The organism is Actinosynnema sp. NPDC002837 (assembly GCF_040295345.1).
Classification (GTDB): domain Bacteria; phylum Actinomycetota; class Actinomycetes; order Mycobacteriales; family Pseudonocardiaceae; genus Actinosynnema.
The window spans coordinates 46,189-65,318 of record NZ_JBEOVG010000050.1 but is presented as its reverse complement, the minus strand read 5'-3'; the positions used below and the strand labels follow the sequence as shown (position 1 = coordinate 65,318).

At 73.8% G+C, this 19,130-nt stretch carries 1 protein-coding gene; it reads right to left on the bottom strand.

Going from position 1 to position 19,130, the window contains the following annotated elements; all coding sequences use genetic code 11:
• A partial coding sequence (locus ABTZ99_RS28445) for an SDR family NAD(P)-dependent oxidoreductase (protein ID WP_499615435.1) occupies positions 1-18,928 on the bottom strand: 18,928 nt, incomplete at its 3' end.
• Between the last annotated feature and the right edge of the window lie 202 nt (positions 18,929-19,130).

Below are 19,130 nucleotides of genomic sequence, written 5' to 3'. Positions count from 1 at the left end.
CCTCCGCGAACACCGGATAGGCGTCATAAAGACCACGACCCATACCCCGCCACTGCGAACCCTGACCCGAGAACACGAACGCCGTCTTGCCGGGCACGGCCTCACCGATCGGCACGTCGCCTCGGGCGAGCGCGTCGAGGTCCGCCGCGAGCGTGGCCGGATCGGTGAGCGCGGCGCGGTAGGGCAGCCGAGCCCGCGTGGCCAGGGCGGCGCCGACCGCCGGGTCCTCCGCGAACCCACGCAGCCGCCGTGCCTGCGCCCGCAACGCCTCCGGCGACCTCGCCGACAACAACCACGGCACGGCCTCCGGCGCCTCGACCGGCTCGGCGGGCACGTGTTCGAGGATCAGGTGCGCGTTCGTCCCGCTGATCCCGAAGGACGACACACCCGCACGACGCGGCCGGTCGACGTCGGGCCAGGGCGTGGCCTCGGTGAGGAGCCGGACGTCACCGGTCTCCCAGTCCACGTGCGTGGTGGGCCGGTCGACGTGCAGCGTCCGGGGCAGCACGCCGTGCCGCATCGCCATGATCATCTTGATCACGCCCGCGACACCCGCAGCCGCCTGCGTGTGACCGATGTTCGACTTCACCGAACCCAACCACAACGGCACCGAACGATCCTGACCGTAAGCCGCCAGAAGCGCCTGCGCCTCGATCGGATCACCCAACGTCGTACCAGTCCCATGCGCCTCCACAACATCCACATCGGACGCAGACAACCCCGCGTTCACCAACGCCTGCCGAATCACCCGCTCCTGAGACGGACCATTCGGCGCCGTCAACCCATTCGACGCACCATCCTGGTTCACCGCCGAACCCGCCACCACCGCCAACACCTGGTGACCACGCCGACGCGCGTCCGACAACCGCTCCAGCAGCACCAGACCGGCGCCCTCGGACCAGCTCGTGCCGTCGGCCGCGTCCGCGAACGACTTGATCCGCCCGTCCGCCGCCAGACCGCGCTGCCGGGAGAACTCCACGAACCCGGACGGCGTCGCCATCACCGTCACACCACCGGCCAGCGCCAGCGTGCACTCCCCCGACCGCAGCGCCTGCGCGGCCAGGTGCATCGCCACCAACGACGACGAGCACGCCGTGTCCACCGACACCGCCGGACCTTCCAAGCCCAACAGGTACGACACCCGCCCGGACGTCACGCTCGTCGCCGTGCCGGTCGACAGGTAGCCCTCCAGGTCGGGCGGCTGCGCCCCGGCGCCGTACCCGGACGACCAGATGCCGGTGAACACGCCCGTCCGGCTGCCCCGCAACGACGTCGGGTCGATCCCCGCGTGCTCGAACGCCTCCCACGCCGTCTCCAGCAAGACCCGCTGCTGCGGATCCATCGCCAACGCCTCACGCGGCGAGATCCCGAAGAACCCCGCGTCGAACCCGGCCGCGTCACGGAGGAATCCACCCGAACGCGTGTAGCTGGTGCCGGGCCCGCCCGCCGGGTCGTAGAGCCGGTCGAGGTCCCACCCGCGGTCGCCCGGGAAGTCGCCGATCGCGTCGACGCCGTCGGTGACCAGCCGCCACAGGTCCGCCGCCGAACCGACACCGCCCGGGTACCGGCACGCCATCCCGACCACCACGATCGGGTCATCCGCGGCGGCCACGGCGACGGGCGCGACGGCACGCCGTTCCCGGCCGAGCAGCAGCCCCCGCAGGTGGGTGGCGAGCGCGGACGGCGTCGGGTGGTCGAACGTCAGCGTGGCGGGCAGCTTCACGCCCAGCGCGGCGGCCAGCCGGTTGCGCAGCTCCACCGCCGTCAACGAGTCGAACCCGAGATCCCGGAACGCCCGGTTCGGCGCGACCCGGTCGGTGCGGCCCAGCACCACGGCGGTGTGCGTGCCGACCAGGTCGAGCACGACGGTGTGCTGCTCGGCCTCGGGCAACGACGCGAGCCGCCGCGCCAAGTCGGTGTCGGCGATCCGCCGCGCCCGCCGCGTCAACCCGCGCAACGACGGCGCGGTGAGGTCGAGCCGAGCGGGCACCACCGCGGGCGCGCCGTCGGCCAGCGCCACGTCGAACAGCGCCAACGCGTGCTCGGTCGACATCGGCACGATCCCGGACCGCTCCAAGCGGCGTTGATCGGCCTCGGTGAGATGCCCGGTCAGGCCGCTGGCCTGCTCCCACTGCCCCCACGCCAGCGACACCGCGGGCAGTCCCAGGGCGTGCCGGTGGCCGGCGAGCGCGTCCAGGAACGCGTTGGCGGCGGCGTAGTTGCCCTGCCCCGCCCCGCCGAGCACCCCGGCCGCCGACGAGAACAGCACGAACGCCTTCAGGTCGCGGGTCAGCTCGTGCAGGTGCCACGCGGCGTCCACCTTGGGCCGCAGCACGTCGTGCACGCGTTCGGGGGTCAGCGACGTCACCACGGCGTCGTCCAGCACGCCCGCCGCGTGCACGACCGCGCACAGGTCGGGGATCGTGGCGAGCACGTCGGCGAGCGCGGCCCGATCGGTCACGTCGCACGCGACCACCGACACGTCCGCGCCCTCGATCTCCACCTCACCGCCACGACGGCCGAGCAGCACCAGCCGCCGGGCGCCGTGCCGGGCCACGAGGTGCCTGGCCACCAGGACGCCCAGCGTGCCGGTGCCGCCGGTGATCAGCACGGTGCCGTCCAGGTCGAGCGCGCCCGGTGAGCCCGGCGCCCGGTCGAGCCGGGGCGCGAGCACCGCGTCGCCGCGGACCACCACCTGGAACTCGTCGGCCGGCACCCGGACCTCGCCGTCGTGGTCCACGTCGACCAGGGCGAACCGGCCGGGGTGCTCGGCCTCGGCCGCCCGCACCAAGCCCCAGACCGCGGCGGCGGCGAGGTCGGTCACCTCGCCCGGGCCGGCCGCGCCGCGCGTGACGATCGCGAGCTTCCCGTCCTCCGAGGTGCGCAGGAAGTCCTGCAGGACGGCCACCGTCCCGGCGACCAGGGTGTGCGCGGCCGCCACCGGATCGGCGCCCGGCGCGCTGACCACGTGGTGCACGGCGGTGTCTTCGAACGCGGGCGTGACCGGAACCCAGTCGAGGCGGAACACCCGGTTGTCCCGGGTTTGGAAGTCCGCCGTCATCGGCCGCACGGTCAGCGCGTCCACCACGGCCACCGGCTCACCCGCATCGGTGGTCAGCAGGACCCGGTAGGTGTCGGGAGTGGTCGGCGTGAGGCGCACGCGCGCCGCCGTCACCCCCGTCTTCAGCACGGCGACGCCGGCGAACGAGAACGGCAGCCGACCCGCCGCGGCCAGCGTGAGCGGCTGCAACGCGGCGTCCAGCAACGCGGGGTGCAGGCCGAAGCCGTCGCGGGCGTCCAGGGCGACCTCGGCGTACAGCTCGTCGCCGTGCCGCCACACCGCCCGCACGCCCTCGAACGCCGGGCCGTACTCGTAGCCCTGGGCCGCGAGGTCGTCGTAGAAGCCGGTGAGGTCGACTCGTTCGGCGTCCGGCGGCCACTCCAGCGGACGTGCCACGGGTGGGTCGACGTCGAGCGTGCCGGTGGCGTGCCGGACCCACTCGCCGTCGCGCCGGGAGTGGATGGCGACCGCCGTGCCGTCGACCACGACCTGGACCGGCACGGCGTCCTGCGCGGGCAGCACCAGCGGGGCTTCCAGCAGCAGTTCGGCCAGCACGGGCCGACCGACCTGGGCGCCCGCGCGCAGGGCGAGTTCCACGAAACCGGTGCCCGGCAGCAGCACCGACCCGTGAATGGCGTGATCGGCCAGCCACGGCTGAGTGGCCGTCGACAACCGCCCGGTGAGCACGACCCCGTGCCCGGCCGCGAGGTCCACGGCCGCGCCGAGCAGCGGGTGGTCGGCAGAGTCGAGACCTGCCGCGGTCACGTCCGCGGACCCTGGCCCCGGAGCCAGCCAGTAGCGGTCGTGCTGGAACGGGTAGGTCGGCAGGTCGACGTGACCGGCGGCGGGCCGGGGCCAGTCGACGTCCACACCGGCGACGAACAGCCGTGCCGCGGCGGTGGTGAAGTCGCCCTGGTCACGGCGCAGGGTGCCGGTCGCAACCGTGACGTCGAGCGCGGGCACCAGCACCGGGTGGGGGCTGACCTCGATGAACACGTCGTGCGCGGCGCCCGTCAACGCCGCCACGGCCCGGTCGAACCGCACCGGCTCGCGCAGGTTCCGGTACCAGTAGGCGGCATCGACGGTCCCGACCAACCCCTCGGTCACGGTCGAGTAGAACGGGATCCGCGCCGGCCGCGGGTCGATGTCCGCGAGGTCGGCGAGCAACCGCTCCCGAACCGCCTCCACCTGTGCCGAGTGCGCCGCGTAGTCCACCGGGAGAGCGCGGGCCCGGATGCCGTCGGCCTCGCAGGCCGCCACGAGCTCGGCGAGCGCGGCCGGATCGCCCGACACGACCACGGAGTCCGCCGCGTTGACCACCGCGACCGACAGCCGGTCACCCCACCGCGACAGCAGCTCCGAGTCCGGCGGCAACGACACCGACACCATCCCACCCCGACCGCTGATCGCGACCAAAGCCTTGCTGCGCAACGCAACCACCCGCGCCGCATCCTCCAACGACAGCGCCCCGGCCACGTACGCCGCCGCGATCTCACCCTGCGAATGCCCCACCACCGCATCCGGCTCGACGCCACGAGACCGCCACAACGCCGCCAACGACACCATCACCGCGAACAACGCCGGCTGCACCACGTCCACGCGATCCAACGCACCACCGCTCAACACCTCGACCAACGACCAGTCCACGTGCGGGGCCAACGCCCGCTCACACGCGTCCACCGCCTCCCGGAACACCGGCTCGGACGCGTAGAGGTCACGCCCCATCCCGACCCACTGCGCACCTTGGCCGGGGAACACGAACACCGACTTGCCCAACACCGACGCCGAGCCCGTCACCAACCCCGGATGCTCCCGACCCTCCGCCAAGGCGCCCAGGGCCGCCGGGTCCGACACCACCGCACGATGATCAAAACGCGCCCGACCGGCCAGCACCCGGGCCACGGCGGACTCGTCGGCCGCACCGACGGCCCGGGACAACCGGCGGGCCTGGTCGCGCAACGCCCGCTCGGACTTGCCGGTGATCACCCACGGCGTCCGGCCGCCGTCCCCACCCGGCTCCGCGTCGGTCTCGGGCGCCTGCTCGATGATGACGTGGGCGTTCGTGCCGCTCACCCCGAACGACGACACACCCGCCCGACGCGGACGACCGACCGCCGGCCACGGCACGGTGTCCGTCAGCAGCCGGATGTCCCCCGCCGTCCAGTCCACGTGCGGGGTCGGCTCGTCCACGTGCAACGTCCGCGGCAACCGACCGTGCCGCAACGCCATCACCATCTTGATCACACCCGCGACACCCGCCGCAGCCTGAGTGTGACCGATGTTGGACTTCACCGAACCCAACCACAACGGCACCGAACGATCCTGACCGTAAGTCGCCAGAAGCGCCTGCGCCTCGATCGGATCACCCAACGTGGTGCCCGTGCCGTGCGCTTCAACGGCGTCCACTTCGGACGGACGCACGCCGGCATTCGCCAGCGCCTGCCGGATCACCCGTTCCTGGGACGGCCCGTTCGGCGCGGTGAGGCCGTTCGACGCGCCATCCTGGTTCACCGCCGAACCGGCCAGCACCGCCAGCACGCGGTGACCGTTGCGGCGCGCGTCCGACAAGCGTTCCAGCAGCACCAGACCCGCGCCCTCACCCCAACTCGTGCCGTCGGCGGAAGCGGAGAACGGCTTGCACCGACCGTCGGCCGCCAACCCGCGCTGCCTCGAGAACTCGGTGAACCCCAGCGGGTTCACGATCACCGTCACGCCACCGGCCAGCGCCAGGTCGCACTCACCCGACCGCAACGCCTGCGCGGCCAAGTGCATCGCCACCAACGACGACGAGCACGCGGAGTCCACCGACACGGCCTGGCCGCGCAACCCGAGCAGGTAGGCGACGCGACCGGACGTGACGCTCGGTGAGATGCCGGTCGCCAGGTAGCCCTCGGCGTCACGCGGGGCCTGCTCGACCACGCCCCCGTACCCCGAGGACCACAGCCCGGTGAACACCCCCGTCTGGCTGCCCCGCAACGAGGTCGGGTCGATGCCCGCGTGCTCGATGGTCTCCCACGCGGTCTCCAGCAACACCCGCTGCTGCGGGTCCATCGCCAACGCCTCACGCGGCGAGATCCCGAAGAAGTCCGCGTCGAACCCGGCCGCGTCCGTCAGAAATCCACCGGAACGGGTGTAGCTCGTCCCTGGGTGGTCAGGGTCCGGGTGGTAAAGCCGGTCCAAGTCCCAACCACGATCGGTCGGGAAGTCCGTGATGGCGTCCACACCATCCATCACCAACCGCCACAAGTCATCCGGCGACTCCACACCACCCGGCAACCGACACCCCATACCCACGATCACGATCGGGTCGCCGTCCACCGCACGCACCACCGGTGCAACGACCTCCGCACGCGCGCCCGACAGCTCCAACCGCAGGTGTTCGACCAGTTCCTCGGGTGTCGGGTGGTCGAAGACGAGGGTCGCGGGCAGGCGGAGGCCGGTCGCCGTGGCGAGCCGGTTGCGCAGCTCCACGGCGGTCAGCGAGTCGAAGCCGAGATCGCGGAAGGCCAGCCGGGGCTTGATCGCCGACGCGTCGGTGTGCCCGAGCACGGCCGTGGTGTGGGTGGTGACGAGGGACAGCAGGTCGGTGTCGGGCGCGGTGGGAGGCGGGAGCGCGCGAGGTGCCCGGGTCGTCAGCTGGGCGGTCGTCACCGCGGGCTGCCCACTGGCGAGCGCCGCGTCGAACAGCGCCAGCGCGTGCTCCGTCGTCATCGGCGCGATGCCGGCGCGGGCGAAGCGCTCCTTGTCGGTCGCGGTGAGGTGCGCGGTCATGCCGGACGCCTCGGCCCAGTGGCCCCAGGCCATCGAGACGGCCGGCAGGCCGAGGGCGTGCCGGTGCCGGGCCAGGGCGTCCAGGTAGGAGTTGGCGGCGGCGTAGTTGGCCTGTCCGGCCGTGCCCAGGACGCCCGCGGCGGCGGAGAACAGCACGAACGCGTCCAGGTCGCCGGTCAGTTCGTGCAGGTGCCAGGCGCCGTCCACCTTGGGCCGCAGCACGCGGTCCAGCCGTTCGGGGGTGAGACCCTGCACCACCGCGTCGTCCAGCACCCCGGCCGCGTGCACCACGGCGTTCAGGTCGGGAATCGACGCCACCAGCTCCGCGACCTGCTCGCGGTCGGACACGTCACACGCGACCACGCGCACGTCGGCGTCCAGTTCCGGAGCCTCACCACCGCCGCGACTCGCCAACACCAGCCGCCGCACGCCGTGCCGGGTGACCAGGTGCCGTGCCAGCGCCCGCCCGAGCGTCCCCGTGCCGCCGGTGATCAGCACCGTGCCGTCGGCGAGCCGGGGCACGGTGAGCACCAGCTTGCCGACGTGCCCGGCCTGGCTCATCAGCCGGAACACGTCCACCGCGCGCCGGATGTCCCGGCCGGCCACGGGCGGCAACCGGAGCACGCCCGCATCGAACAGCTCCAGCACCGAGGTCAGCACGTCACCCAGGTGGGCGGGATCGGCGTCGTTGAGGTCGAACGCCCGGTAGTCCACGCCGTCGAGGACCCGGACGTCGGTCTTGCCCATCTCCACGAACCGGCCACCGGGCGCGAGCAGGCGCAACGACGCGTCGGTGAACTCGCCGGCCAACGAGTTCAGCACCACGTCCACCCGCGGGAACCGCTGCTCGAACTCCAACGTCCGCGACGACGCGATGTGGTCATCGGCCACACCCAAGCCACGCAACACGTCCCACTTGCCCGGACTCGCCGTCGCGAACACCTCCGCGCCCAGGTGCCGCGCCAGCTGGATCGCGGCCGTGCCGACACCACCCGCGCCGGAGTGGATCAACACCCGATCGCCCGGCCGGACGCGGCCGAGGTCCACCAGCCCGTGCCACGCGGTCAGGAACGCCACCGGCACCGCTGCGGCCTGCGCGAAGGACCAGCCGTCCGGGACCGGCGCGAGCACCCGCCCGTCGGCGACCGCCCGCGGCCCGAACGTGCCGGACGCGAGACCGAGCACCCGGTCGCCCACCCGCCACCGCGTGACGCCCGGCCCGACTTCGAGGACCGTCCCGGCCGCCTCGCCGCCCAACAGCGCCGGGTCCGGGTACATCCCCAACGCGACGAGCACGTCCCGGAAGTTCACCCCCGCCGCACGCACCCCGAGCCGCACCTGGCCCGGCTCCAACGGCACCTCGGCCACCTCGGCGAACGTGAGGTCGTCCAGGCTGCCGGTACCCGACTCGACCAGCCGCCACGGACCGTCGACCGACGCCGGCCGCGACGTGGACGACACCTGGCGGGGCGCCAGGACCGCGTCACCGCGGATCGCCAGCTCCACCTCGTCGCCCGCCACGGCCGCCGCCTCCGCCGCCCGCGCCACCGTCGCGTCGCCGTCCAGCTCCACCGCCACGAACCGGCCGGGGTGCTCGGCCGCGGCGCTGCGGACCAACCCCCGGACCGCCGCCCCCGCCGGGTCGTCCGCCCGGGTCGGCACCACCAGGCGCGTCCGGTCGTCGGTCGCCAGGAACTCCTGCACCAGGCCGAGCGCCCGTCGGGTGAGGTCGTGCACGGACTCGGGGTCGGCCGAACCGGTGAGCAGCGGCGCGAGGCGGACGGGCACGGGGGCGGACTCCACCACCGGCACCCATTCGGTGCGCAGCAGCGTGGTCGCCGATGCGGCTGCGGGTCGCACGGTCAGCGCGTCGATCGTGGCCACCGGTGCGCCCGCGAGGTCGGTCACCCTGACCGCGTAGGTGTCGGAGCCGGTGCGGGACAGGTGGACGCGGGCGGCCGAGACGCCCGTCGTGTGCACGGCGATGCCGGTGAACGAGAAGGGCAGGCGGAGGCGGTCGTCCGGGTGCAGCAGGATCACCGGTTGCAGCGCGGCGTCGAGCAGTGCCGGGTGCAGGCCGAACCTGGCGCCGTCCGGCACCTGGATCTCGGCGAACAGCTCGTCGTCACCGCGCCACAACGCCCGCACGCCTCGGAACGCCGGGCCGTACGCGTAACCGAGGTCGGCGAGGTAGTCGTAGAAGCCGTCCGGGTCGACCTGTTCTCCCGTGGGCTCCCACGCCGAAGTGGACGCGGCCTGCGCGCGGTCGAGCGTGCCGGAGGCGTGGCGGACCCACTCGCCGTCGACGCGGGAGTGCACGGTGACCGGTCGGCGATCCGCGTGGTCGGGCGCGCCCACGGACACCTGGACGTGCGCCGGGCGTTCGGTCACGGTGAGCGGCACGTGCAGCACGAGGTCCGCGACGACCGGGCAGCCCAGCGCCCGTCCCGCTTCGCCGGCCAGTTCCGCGAACGCCGTGCCGGGCAGCAGCACGGCCCCGTTGACGGCGTGGTCGGCCAGCCACGGGTGCGTCCGGGTCGAGAGGCGGCCGGTGAGCACCGCACCCTGGTCGTCCGGCAGGTCCACCGACGCGTCCAGCAAGGGGTGGCCCAGCGTGGGCCCGCCGGTGCCCGGCAGGAGCCAGTAGCGCGTGCGCTGGAACGGGTAGGTCGGCAGCGCGATCCGCCCCGCGGTCGGCTTGGGCAGCGGGTAGCCGTGCACGACCAGGGTGGCCAGGGCGCCGCGGAAGTCGCTCCGCTCGCGCCGGAGCGTGCCGGTGGCGACCCTGACGTCCAACGTGGGCACCAGCACCGGATGCGGGCTCACCTCGATGAACACGTCATGCCCGGCCTGCGTCAGCGCATCGACCGCTCGGTCGAACCGCACCGGTTCACGCAGGTTCCGGTACCAGTAGGCGGCATCGACGGTCTCCACCAAGCCGTCCGCCACTGTGGAGTAGAACGGGATCCGGGCCGGTGCGGGGTCGATGACGGCCAGGTCGGCGAGCAGTCGTTCCCGGACCGCCTCGACCTGGGCCGAGTGCGCCGCGTAGTCCACCGGGATCCGCCGGGCGTGCACGCCCTCCCGCTCGCACAGCTCCAGCAGCTCGTCCAACGCACCGGGCTCGCCCGACACCACCACCGCGGACGCCGAGTTCACCACCGCGACGCTCAGCCTGGCACCCCACCCCGACAACAGCTCCGAGTCCGGCGGCAACGACACCGACACCATCCCGCCTCGACCGCTGATCGCGACCAAAGCCTTGCTGCGCAACGCAACCACCCGCGCCGCGTCCTCCAACGACAGCGCCCCGGCCACATACGCCGCCGCGATCTCACCCTGCGAATGCCCCACCACGGCGTCCGGCTCGACGCCGCGAGACCGCCACAACGCCGCCAGCGAGACCATCATCGCGAACAACGCGGGCTGCACCACGTCCACGCGATCCAACGACCCGCCGCTCAACACCTCGACCAACGACCACTCGACGTGCGGCGCCAACGCCCGCTCACACGCGTCCACCGCCTCCCGGAACACCGGCTCGGACGCGTAGAGGTCACGCCCCATCCCGACCCACTGCGCACCTTGGCCGGGGAACACGAACACCGACTTGCCCAACACCGACGCCGAGCCCGTCACCAACCCCGGATGCTCCCGACCCTCCGCCAACGCACCCAGACCAGCCGGGTCCAACACCACCGCACGGTGATCGAACCGCGCCCGACCAGCCAGGACGCGTCCGATCTCGTCGTGGTCCCCGGGGTGTTCGGCGACGAAGTCCCGCAGCCGCCGAGCCTGGTCGCGCAGCGCCTCCGGCGTCTTGGCCGACAGCAGCCACAGCTGCTCGGCCTCCACCGGCCGCGCGTCCTCCGGAGCCTGCTCGATGATCGTGTGCGCGTTCGTGCCGCTGATGCCGAACGCGGACACCGCCGCCCGCCGAGGGCGTTCGGCGTCGGGCCAGGCGACGGACTCGGTCAGCAGCCGGACGTTCCCGGCCTCCCAGTCCACGTGCGGCGTCGGCTCGTCCACGTGCAGCGTCTTCGGCAGCACGCCGTGCCGCAGAGCCATCACCATCTTGATCACGCCGGCCGCGCCCGCCGCCGCCTGCGTGTGACCGATGTTCGACTTCACCGACCCCAGCCACAAGGGTTCGGACCGATCCCGGCCGTAGGTCGCCAGGAGCGCCTGCGCCTCGATCGGATCACCCAGCGTGGTGCCCGTGCCGTGCGCCTCCACCGCGTCCACATCGGACGGTGACAGCCCGGCGTTCGCCAAGGCCTGCCGGATCACCTGCTCCTGGGACGGCCCGTTCGGCGCGGTCAACCCGTTCGACGCGCCGTCCTGGTTGACGGCGGTCCCCCGCACGACGGCCAGCACGTGGTGGCCGTTGCGCCGGGCGTCGGACAGTCGTTCCACCAGCAGCAGGCCCGCGCCCTCGGCCCACCCGGCGCCGTCGGCGGCGGCGGCGAAGGACTTGCTGCGGCCGTCCGGCGCGCTCGCGCCCTGCCGGGACATCTCGGTGAACAACGACGGCGTGGCGTTGACCGTGACCCCGCCGGCCAGCGCGAGATCGCACTCGCCCGACCGCAGCGCCTGCGCGGCCAGGTGCAGCGCGACCAGCGACGACGAGCACCCGGTGTCCAGCGACAGCGCCGCGCCGACCAGGCCGAGCAGGTAGGAGAGCCGGCCGGAGCCGATGCTGGTCGCCGTCCCGGTGACCTGGTAGCCCTCCAGGTCGTCCGGGATCGACCCGGCGGCGTACCCGGTGGACCAGATGCCGGTGAACACGCCCGTCCGACTGCCCTGCAACGACGTCGGGTCGATCCCCGCGTGCTCGAACGCCTCCCACGCCGTCTCCAACAACACCCGCTGCTGCGGATCCATCGCCAACGCCTCACGCGGCGAGATCCCGAAGAACCCCGCGTCGAACCCGCCCGCGTCGGTCAGGAACCCGCCGTGCCGGGTGGACGACGTGCGCGGCCGGGCCGACGTGGGGTCGAACAGGCCGTCCAGGTCCCAGCCCCGGTCCCCGGGGAACCCGCCGATGGCGTCGACGCCCTCGGACACCAACCGCCACAGGTCGTCCGGCGACTCGACGCCACCGGGGAACCGGCAGCCCATGCCGACGATCGCGATCGGCTCGTCGGTCGCCGCCGCGGCCGTGGTGGCACGAGCCGCGCGCTCACCGCGCAGGTGTGCGGCGAGCCGTTCGGGCGTGGGGTGGTCGAAGACCACGGTGGACGGCAGCCGCCTGCCCAGGGCGGTGGTGAGGCGGTTGCGCAGTTCGACGGCGGTCAGCGAGTCGAAGCCGAGTTCCCGGAACGCCCGCCGGGTGTCGACGGCCTCCGGCGAGGCGTGGCCCAGCACGGCCGCCGTGTGGGTGGTGACCACGTCGAGCACGTCGAGCACGTCGACGTCGGACGTCACGCCCGGCTCGACCGGTTCCTCCCGGCCCTGGGCCTCGGGCAGGTCGGCGAGCAGCCTGCTCGGCCGCGCGCGGGTGTAGGCGGGGGCGAACTCCGCCCAGTCGACCGGGGTGACCACGGCGTGCGGCACGTCCTGGTCGAGCACGTCGCGCAACGCCGCCAGCGCACGCCCGGACGGCATCTCGCCCAGGCCGAGCAGCCGCCGCTGCCGCTGCACGGACTCCAGCGAGGCCATGCCGCCCTCGGCCCAGATGCCCCAGGCCACCGACGTGGTCGCCCGGCCCTCGGCGCGGTGCCGGGCGGCGAGGGCGTCGAGGAACGCGTTGCCCGCCGCGTAGGCCGCGCCGTGCCCGTCGCCCCAGACGCCGGCCGTCGACGAGAACAGCACGAACGCGTCGAGGTCGGGCAGCAGGTCGGCCAGGTGCGTCGCGCCGGCGACCTTGGCGGTGATCACGTCGGCGAAACCGGCCACGTCGTCGTCGGCCAGCCGACCGGACCTGATCACGCCTGCCGCGTGGAACACCGACCGCACGTCGCCGACCTCGTCCAGCAACGCCGCCAGCGCCGCCCGGTCCGCCACGTCGCACGCGGCCACCGTGACCCGCGTGCCGGCGGCGGCCAGCTCGTCGCGCAGCCCGGTCGCGCCGGGGGCGTCCGGCCCGCCGCGGCTGACCAGCACCACGTGCTCGGCGCCCTGGCCGGCGAGCCAGCGGGCCACCTGAGCGCCGAGCGCGCCCGTGCCGCCGGTGATCAGGGTGGTGCCCTCGGGCCGCCACGCCCGGACCGCCGGGGTGGGCCGGGCCCGGCGCAGCCTGCGCGCGAAGACGCCCTCGGCGCGGATCGACACCTGGTCTTCCCGTCCGACGATCGCGGCGAGCAGGCGGCGCACGCCCGACGCGTCCGGGGTCGCCGGGACGTCGACGAGCCCGCCCCACCGGTCGGGGAACTCCAGCGCGGCCGACGTGCCCAGTCCCCACACCAGCGCCTGTCGCGGGCGATCGTCGAACGCGCCGCTCGTCACGCACCACAGCGGGGCGTCGAGGTCCCGCACGGCGGCCAACGTCCGCGCCAGGCCGACCGGCACGGCCGGGTGGTCCGGGTGCGGCGACTCGTCCAGCGCCAGGAACGACAGCACGCCGTCGACCCGCTGCGCCGTCTCGACCACCTCGACGCCGCTGTCCCGCAACGCCTCCACCGCCGCGTCGACCCACGGGTGCCCGCCGTCGGGCCGCAGCACCAGCCACCGCCCGGCCGGAGCCGAGGTGGGCGTGACGGGCGTCCACGTGACCTCGTACCGCCACGGGTCCGCGGTGGGCGCGGTGGACGTGAGCCAGTACGGCTCGTGCTGGAAGGCGTAGGTCGGCACGTCCGCGCGACCGGCCGGCGGCAGCGCGGGAGTCCAGTCGACGTCCACGCCCGCGACGAACAGCCGGCCGGCCGCCGCGAGGAACTCCCCGGGCCCGCCCCGGTCTCGGCGCAGCGTGCCGGTGGCGACCGTGACGTCCAGGGTGGGCACCAGCACCGGGTGCGGGCTGACCTCTACGAACACGTCGTGCCCGGCGTCCGTCAACGCCTGGACGGCACGGTCGAACCGCACCGGCTCCCGCAGGTTCCGGTACCAGTACCCGGCATCGACGGTCCCGACCAGCCCTTCGGTCACCGTGGAGTAGAACGGGATCCGCGCCGGCCGCGGGCCGATGTCCGCGAGGTCGGCGAGCAACCGCTCCCGAACCGCCTCCACCTGTGCCGAGTGCGCCGCGTAGTCCACCGGGATCCGCCGGGCGTGCACGCCCTCCCGTTCACACAGCTCCAGCAGCTCGTCCAACGCGCCCGGTTCACCCGACACGACCACCGTGGACGCCGAGTTCACCACGGCGACCGTCAGCCGATCACCCCAGTGTGACAACAACCCGGAATCCGGCGGCAACGACACCGACACCATGCCGCCGAGACCGGAGATCGCGACCAAAGCCTTGCTGCGCAACGCAACCACCCGCGCCGCGTCCTCCAACGACAGCGCCCCGGCGACCTGCGCCGCCGCGATCTCACCCTGCGAGTGCCCCACCACCGCGGCCGGCTCGACACCGAACGACCGCCACAGCGCGGCCAACGACACCATCACCGCGAACAACGCGGGCTGCACCACATCCACCCGGTCCAGCGCCCCGCCGTTCAACACCTCGACCAACGACCAGTCGACGTGCGGCGCGAGCGCCCTCTCGCACGCGTCGACCGCATCCCGGAACACCGGCTCCGACGCATACAGGTCACGGCCCATGCCGACCCACTGCGCGCCCTGACCCGGGAACACGAACACCAGGTCGCCGGTGGTGGCCGGCGGGGCGGGCGGTGGCGGGGCAGCGAGCAGTTCGGCCCGATCCGCGCCGACCAGCACGGCGCGGTGGCGGAACCGGGCACGGGTGGCCAGCTCACCGGCGATCGCGGCGACCGGCACGTCCGGGTGCGTGAGCGCGTGCTCGCGCAGCCGTTCGACCTGGGCGTGCAGTGCCGCCTCGGTCTTCGCGCTCACCAGCCACGGCACCGTCCGGACTTCGCCGACCCGCGGCACGACGGCGTCCGGCGCCTGCTGGAGCACGAGGTGGGCGTTCGTGCCGCTGATCCCGAACGCCGAGACGGCCGCGCGCCGGGGACGTTCGGTGTCGGGCCAGGTGGCGGACTCGGTGAGGAGCCGGATGTCGCCTGCCGTCCAGTCCACGTGCGGCGTCGGCTCGTCCACGTGCAACGTCCGCGGCAGCACACCGTGCCGCAAGGCCATCACCATCTTGATCACACCCGCGACACCCGCCGCGGCTTGCGTGTGGCCGATGTTCGACTTCACCGAACCCAACCACAACGGCACCGAACGATCCTGACCATAAGTCGCCAGAAGCGCCTGCGCCTCGATCGGATCACCCAACGTGGTGCCGGTCCCGTGCGCCTCCACCGCGTCCACATCGGACGGTGCCAGCCCGGCGTTCGCCAGTGCCTGCCGGATCACGCGTTCCTGAGACGGCCCGTTCGGCGCGGTCAACCCGTTCGACGCACCGTCCTGGTTCACCGCCGAACCGGCCACCACCGCCAACACCCGATGACCACGCCGACGCGCGTCCGACAACCGCTCCAACAGCACCAGACCCGCGCCCTCGCCCCAGCTCGTGCCGTCGGCGGAAGCGGAGAACGGCTTGCTGCGGCCGTCCGGCGCGAGCCCGCGCTGCCGCGAGAACTCGGTGAAGATGACCGGCGTCGCCATCACCGTCACGCCACCGGCCAACGCCAGGTCGCACTCGCCGGCCCGCAGCGCCTGCGCCGCCAGGTGGATCGCCACCAGGGACGACGAGCACGCGGTGTCGATCGACAGCGCCGGTCCGCGCAGACCCAGGTGGTAGGCGACGCGGCCGGACGTCACGCTCGTCGCCGTGCCGGTGACCAGGTAGCCCTCGACGTCCTCGGGCACCGGCGCGCCGACCGCGTACCCGGAGGACCAGATGCCGGTGAACACGCCGGTGCGGCTGCCGTGCAACGAGGTCGGGTCGATGCCCGCGTGCTCGAACGTCTCCCACGCCGTCTCCAGCACCAGGCGCTGCTGCGGGTCCATCGCCACGGCCTCGCGCGGCGAGATCCCGAAGAACGCGGCGTCGAACCCGCCCGCGTCGGCCAGGAACCCGCCCTTGGCCACGGCGCTCGTGCCGCCGCTGCGCAGCTCCGGGTCGTGCAGCCGGGCGAGGTCCCAGCCGCGGTCGGCCGGGAAGTCGCCGATCGCGTCCACCTCGGCGGTGACCAGGCGCCACAGGTCGTCCGGCGACGCCACGCCGCCGGGGAACCGGCACCCCATCCCCACGATGACGATCGGGTCGTCGTCCACCGCCGCCACGACGTCCGGCACGTCCGCGACACCGTCACCCAGGTGCGCCACCAGTTCCGCGGGCGTCGGGTAGTCGTAGATCAGGCCGGACGGCAGCCGCAGGCCGAGCGCGCTGTTGATGCGGTCGCGCAGCGCGACACCCATCACGGAGTCGAAACCCAGGTCCTTGAACGTCAGCGTCGGGTCGATCTCGGCCGCGTCGGCGTGCCCGAGGACCGCGGCGATGGCGGCGGTGACCTGGTCGGCCGGATCGGCGGTCGGTCCGGCCGGCGCTTCGGGCGTGACGTCGCCGAGCCAGTGCCGCCGGCGTTGGAACGCGTAGGTCGGCAGGTCGGCAGGCTCCACCCCCGCCGGGAACGCGGGCGTGAAGTCGACGTGCCCGCCCGCCACGAACACCCGGCCCAACGCGGCCAGGAACTCCGCCCGGCCGCCCTCGTCGCGGCGGAGGGTGCCGGTGGCCACCGGGACGTCCAGGGTCGGCGCCAGCACCGGGTGCGGGCTCACCTCGACGAGCACGTCGTGGCCGTCGGCGGCCAGCGCGGCGGTGGCCAGGTCGAAGCGGACCGGCTCGCGCAGGTTGCGGTACCAGTAGTCGGCGTCGAGGCCGGCGGTGTCGAGCGGCCCGCCGGTGACCGCCGAGTAGAACGGCACGTCGCCGCGCCGCGGTCGCACGTCGGCGAGGTCGTCCAGCAGCCGTCGCCGAATGGCGGACACCTGCGCCGAATGGGCGGCGTAATCCACCGGAATGGCGCGCGCCCGAATGCCGGCCGCCTCGCACGCCGCCGACAACTCGGCCAGCGCGGCGGGCGTGCCGGACACCACGACCGAGCCGGGCGCATTTACCACCGCAACTGTCAACTGACCATTCCACCGCGCCACGAATTGCTCGGCCTCATCGACCGGAAGTGTGACGGAAATCATTCCGCCCTGTCCGGCCAATGAGACCAGCGCGCGGCTGCGCAATGCCACGACGCGCGCCGCGTCGGCCAACGACAATGCGCCGGCCACGTGCGCGGCGGCGATTTCGCCTTGGGAATGGCCGACCACCGCGTCCGGTTCCACGCCGTGGGAGCGCCACAGCGCGGCCAGCGACACCATCACCGAGAAGAGCGCCGGCTGCACCACGTCGACCCGGTCCAGCGCGTCGCCGTGCAGGACGTCCACCAGCGACCAGTCGGTGTGGGGCGCGAGCGCGGCGGCGCAGGCGTCGATGCGCTCGCGGAACACCGGCTCGGTCGCGTACAGCTCGCGGCCCATGCCGACCCACTGCGCGCCCTGACCGGGGAAGACGAACGCGGTCCGGCCCAGGTCGGCGGCCCGGCCGGTGACCAGGTCCGGCGCCGGGCGGCCCTCGGCGAGCGCATTGAGCGGTGCTCGGCCGAGGAGCACGGCGCGGTGCGCGAAATGCGTGCGGGTGGTCGCCAACGCGTGGCCGACCTCGGCGGACGTCAGGTCGGGGTGGGCGGCGAGGTGGTCGCGCAATCGCCCGGCCTGCGCCCGCAGCGCCTGCTCGGTGCGGCCCGACAGCACCCACGGCACCACGCCCGACGCCGGTCCGGACTCGGCCCGCTCCCGGTCCGGGGGTTGGGCGAGGACCACGTGCGCGTTCGTGCCGCCCATGCCGAAGGCCGACACGCCCGCGATCAACGGCCGGTCGGCGCGCGGCCACGGGGTCAGCTCGGTCTGGACCCGCAGCTTCAGCGCGTCGAACGGGATGTCGGGGTTGGGCGTGACGTGGTTCAGGCTGGCGGGCAGGGCGCGGTGGCGGATGCTCAGCACGGTCTTGAGCAGGCCGACGATGCCCGCCGCCCCCTCCAGGTGGCCGACGTTGGTCTTCGCCGAGCCGACGAGCAGCTCGGTGGTGCGCCCGGCGTGCGCGGCGCCGAGGCCCGCGGCTTCGACCGGGTCGCCGACCGGGGTGCCGGTGCCGTGCAGCTCGACGTACTGCACGTCGTCGGGGCGGACGTCCGCGCCGGCCAGGGCGTCGGCGATGACCTGGGCCTGGGCGTCGGCGCTCGGCGTGGTCAGGCTGCGGGTCGGTCCGTCGTTGTTCACCGCGCTGCCGAGGATCACCGCGTGCACCGGGTCGCCGTCCGCGAGCGCCCTGGCCAGCGGCTTGAGCACGACCACGCCGCCGCCCTCGCCGCGGGCGAACCCGTTGGCGCGGGCGTCGAAGGTGTGGCTGCGACCGTCCGGTGACAGCCCGCCGAACTCGATCCCGCTCGTCTCGCGACCGGCGGCGAGGTTGAGGTTCACCCCGCCCGCCAGGGCGAGCGCCGTCTCGCCGCGCCGCAGGCTCTCGACCGCCAGGTGCACCGCGACCAGCGCGGACGACTGCGCCGCGTCCACGGTCAGGCTCGGCCCGCGCACGCCGAGGAAGTGCGACACGCGGTTGGCGATGACGCCCCGGTTCGTGCCGGTCATCGTGTGCGGGGTGACGTGGGCCGGGTAGCTCAGCGTGGTGTAGTCGTCCCAGGTCGCGCCGATGAACACGCCCGTGCGGCCACCGGTGAGCGTGCCGGGGACGATCCGCGCGTCCTCCAGGGCTTCCCACGCCAGCTCCAGGGCCAGCCGCTGCTGCGGGTCCATCGCGGCGGCCTCGCGGGGCGAGACGCCGAAGAAGGCCGCGTCGAAGGCGTCGACCCGGTCCAGGAAGCCCGCGGGCAGGTCGCCCGCCCGGCCGGGCGGCGGCGGGGTGATCGCGTCCAGGCCGTCGCGCAGCAGCCGCCAGAACGCCGCGGTGTCCGGCGCGCCGGGCAACCGGCAGGACATTCCGACGATCGCGATCCGGTCGTCCCCACGAGACATTTCCCCACCCATCGGGTCACCCTGTTCCGCTCGCGAGAATTCGAGACGGTTCCCGGACGAAAGCAATGCGGCCCGCGACCACCGCAACGTCGCGCAGTTGTTCCCCGGCGGCGGAGAAAGGACGACCCGAACGTACCTCGGTTCCGCACGGCCCGGCTACCGGCGCATAGCGCTTCCGTCGACCACGCATCGGGTTTCCGAT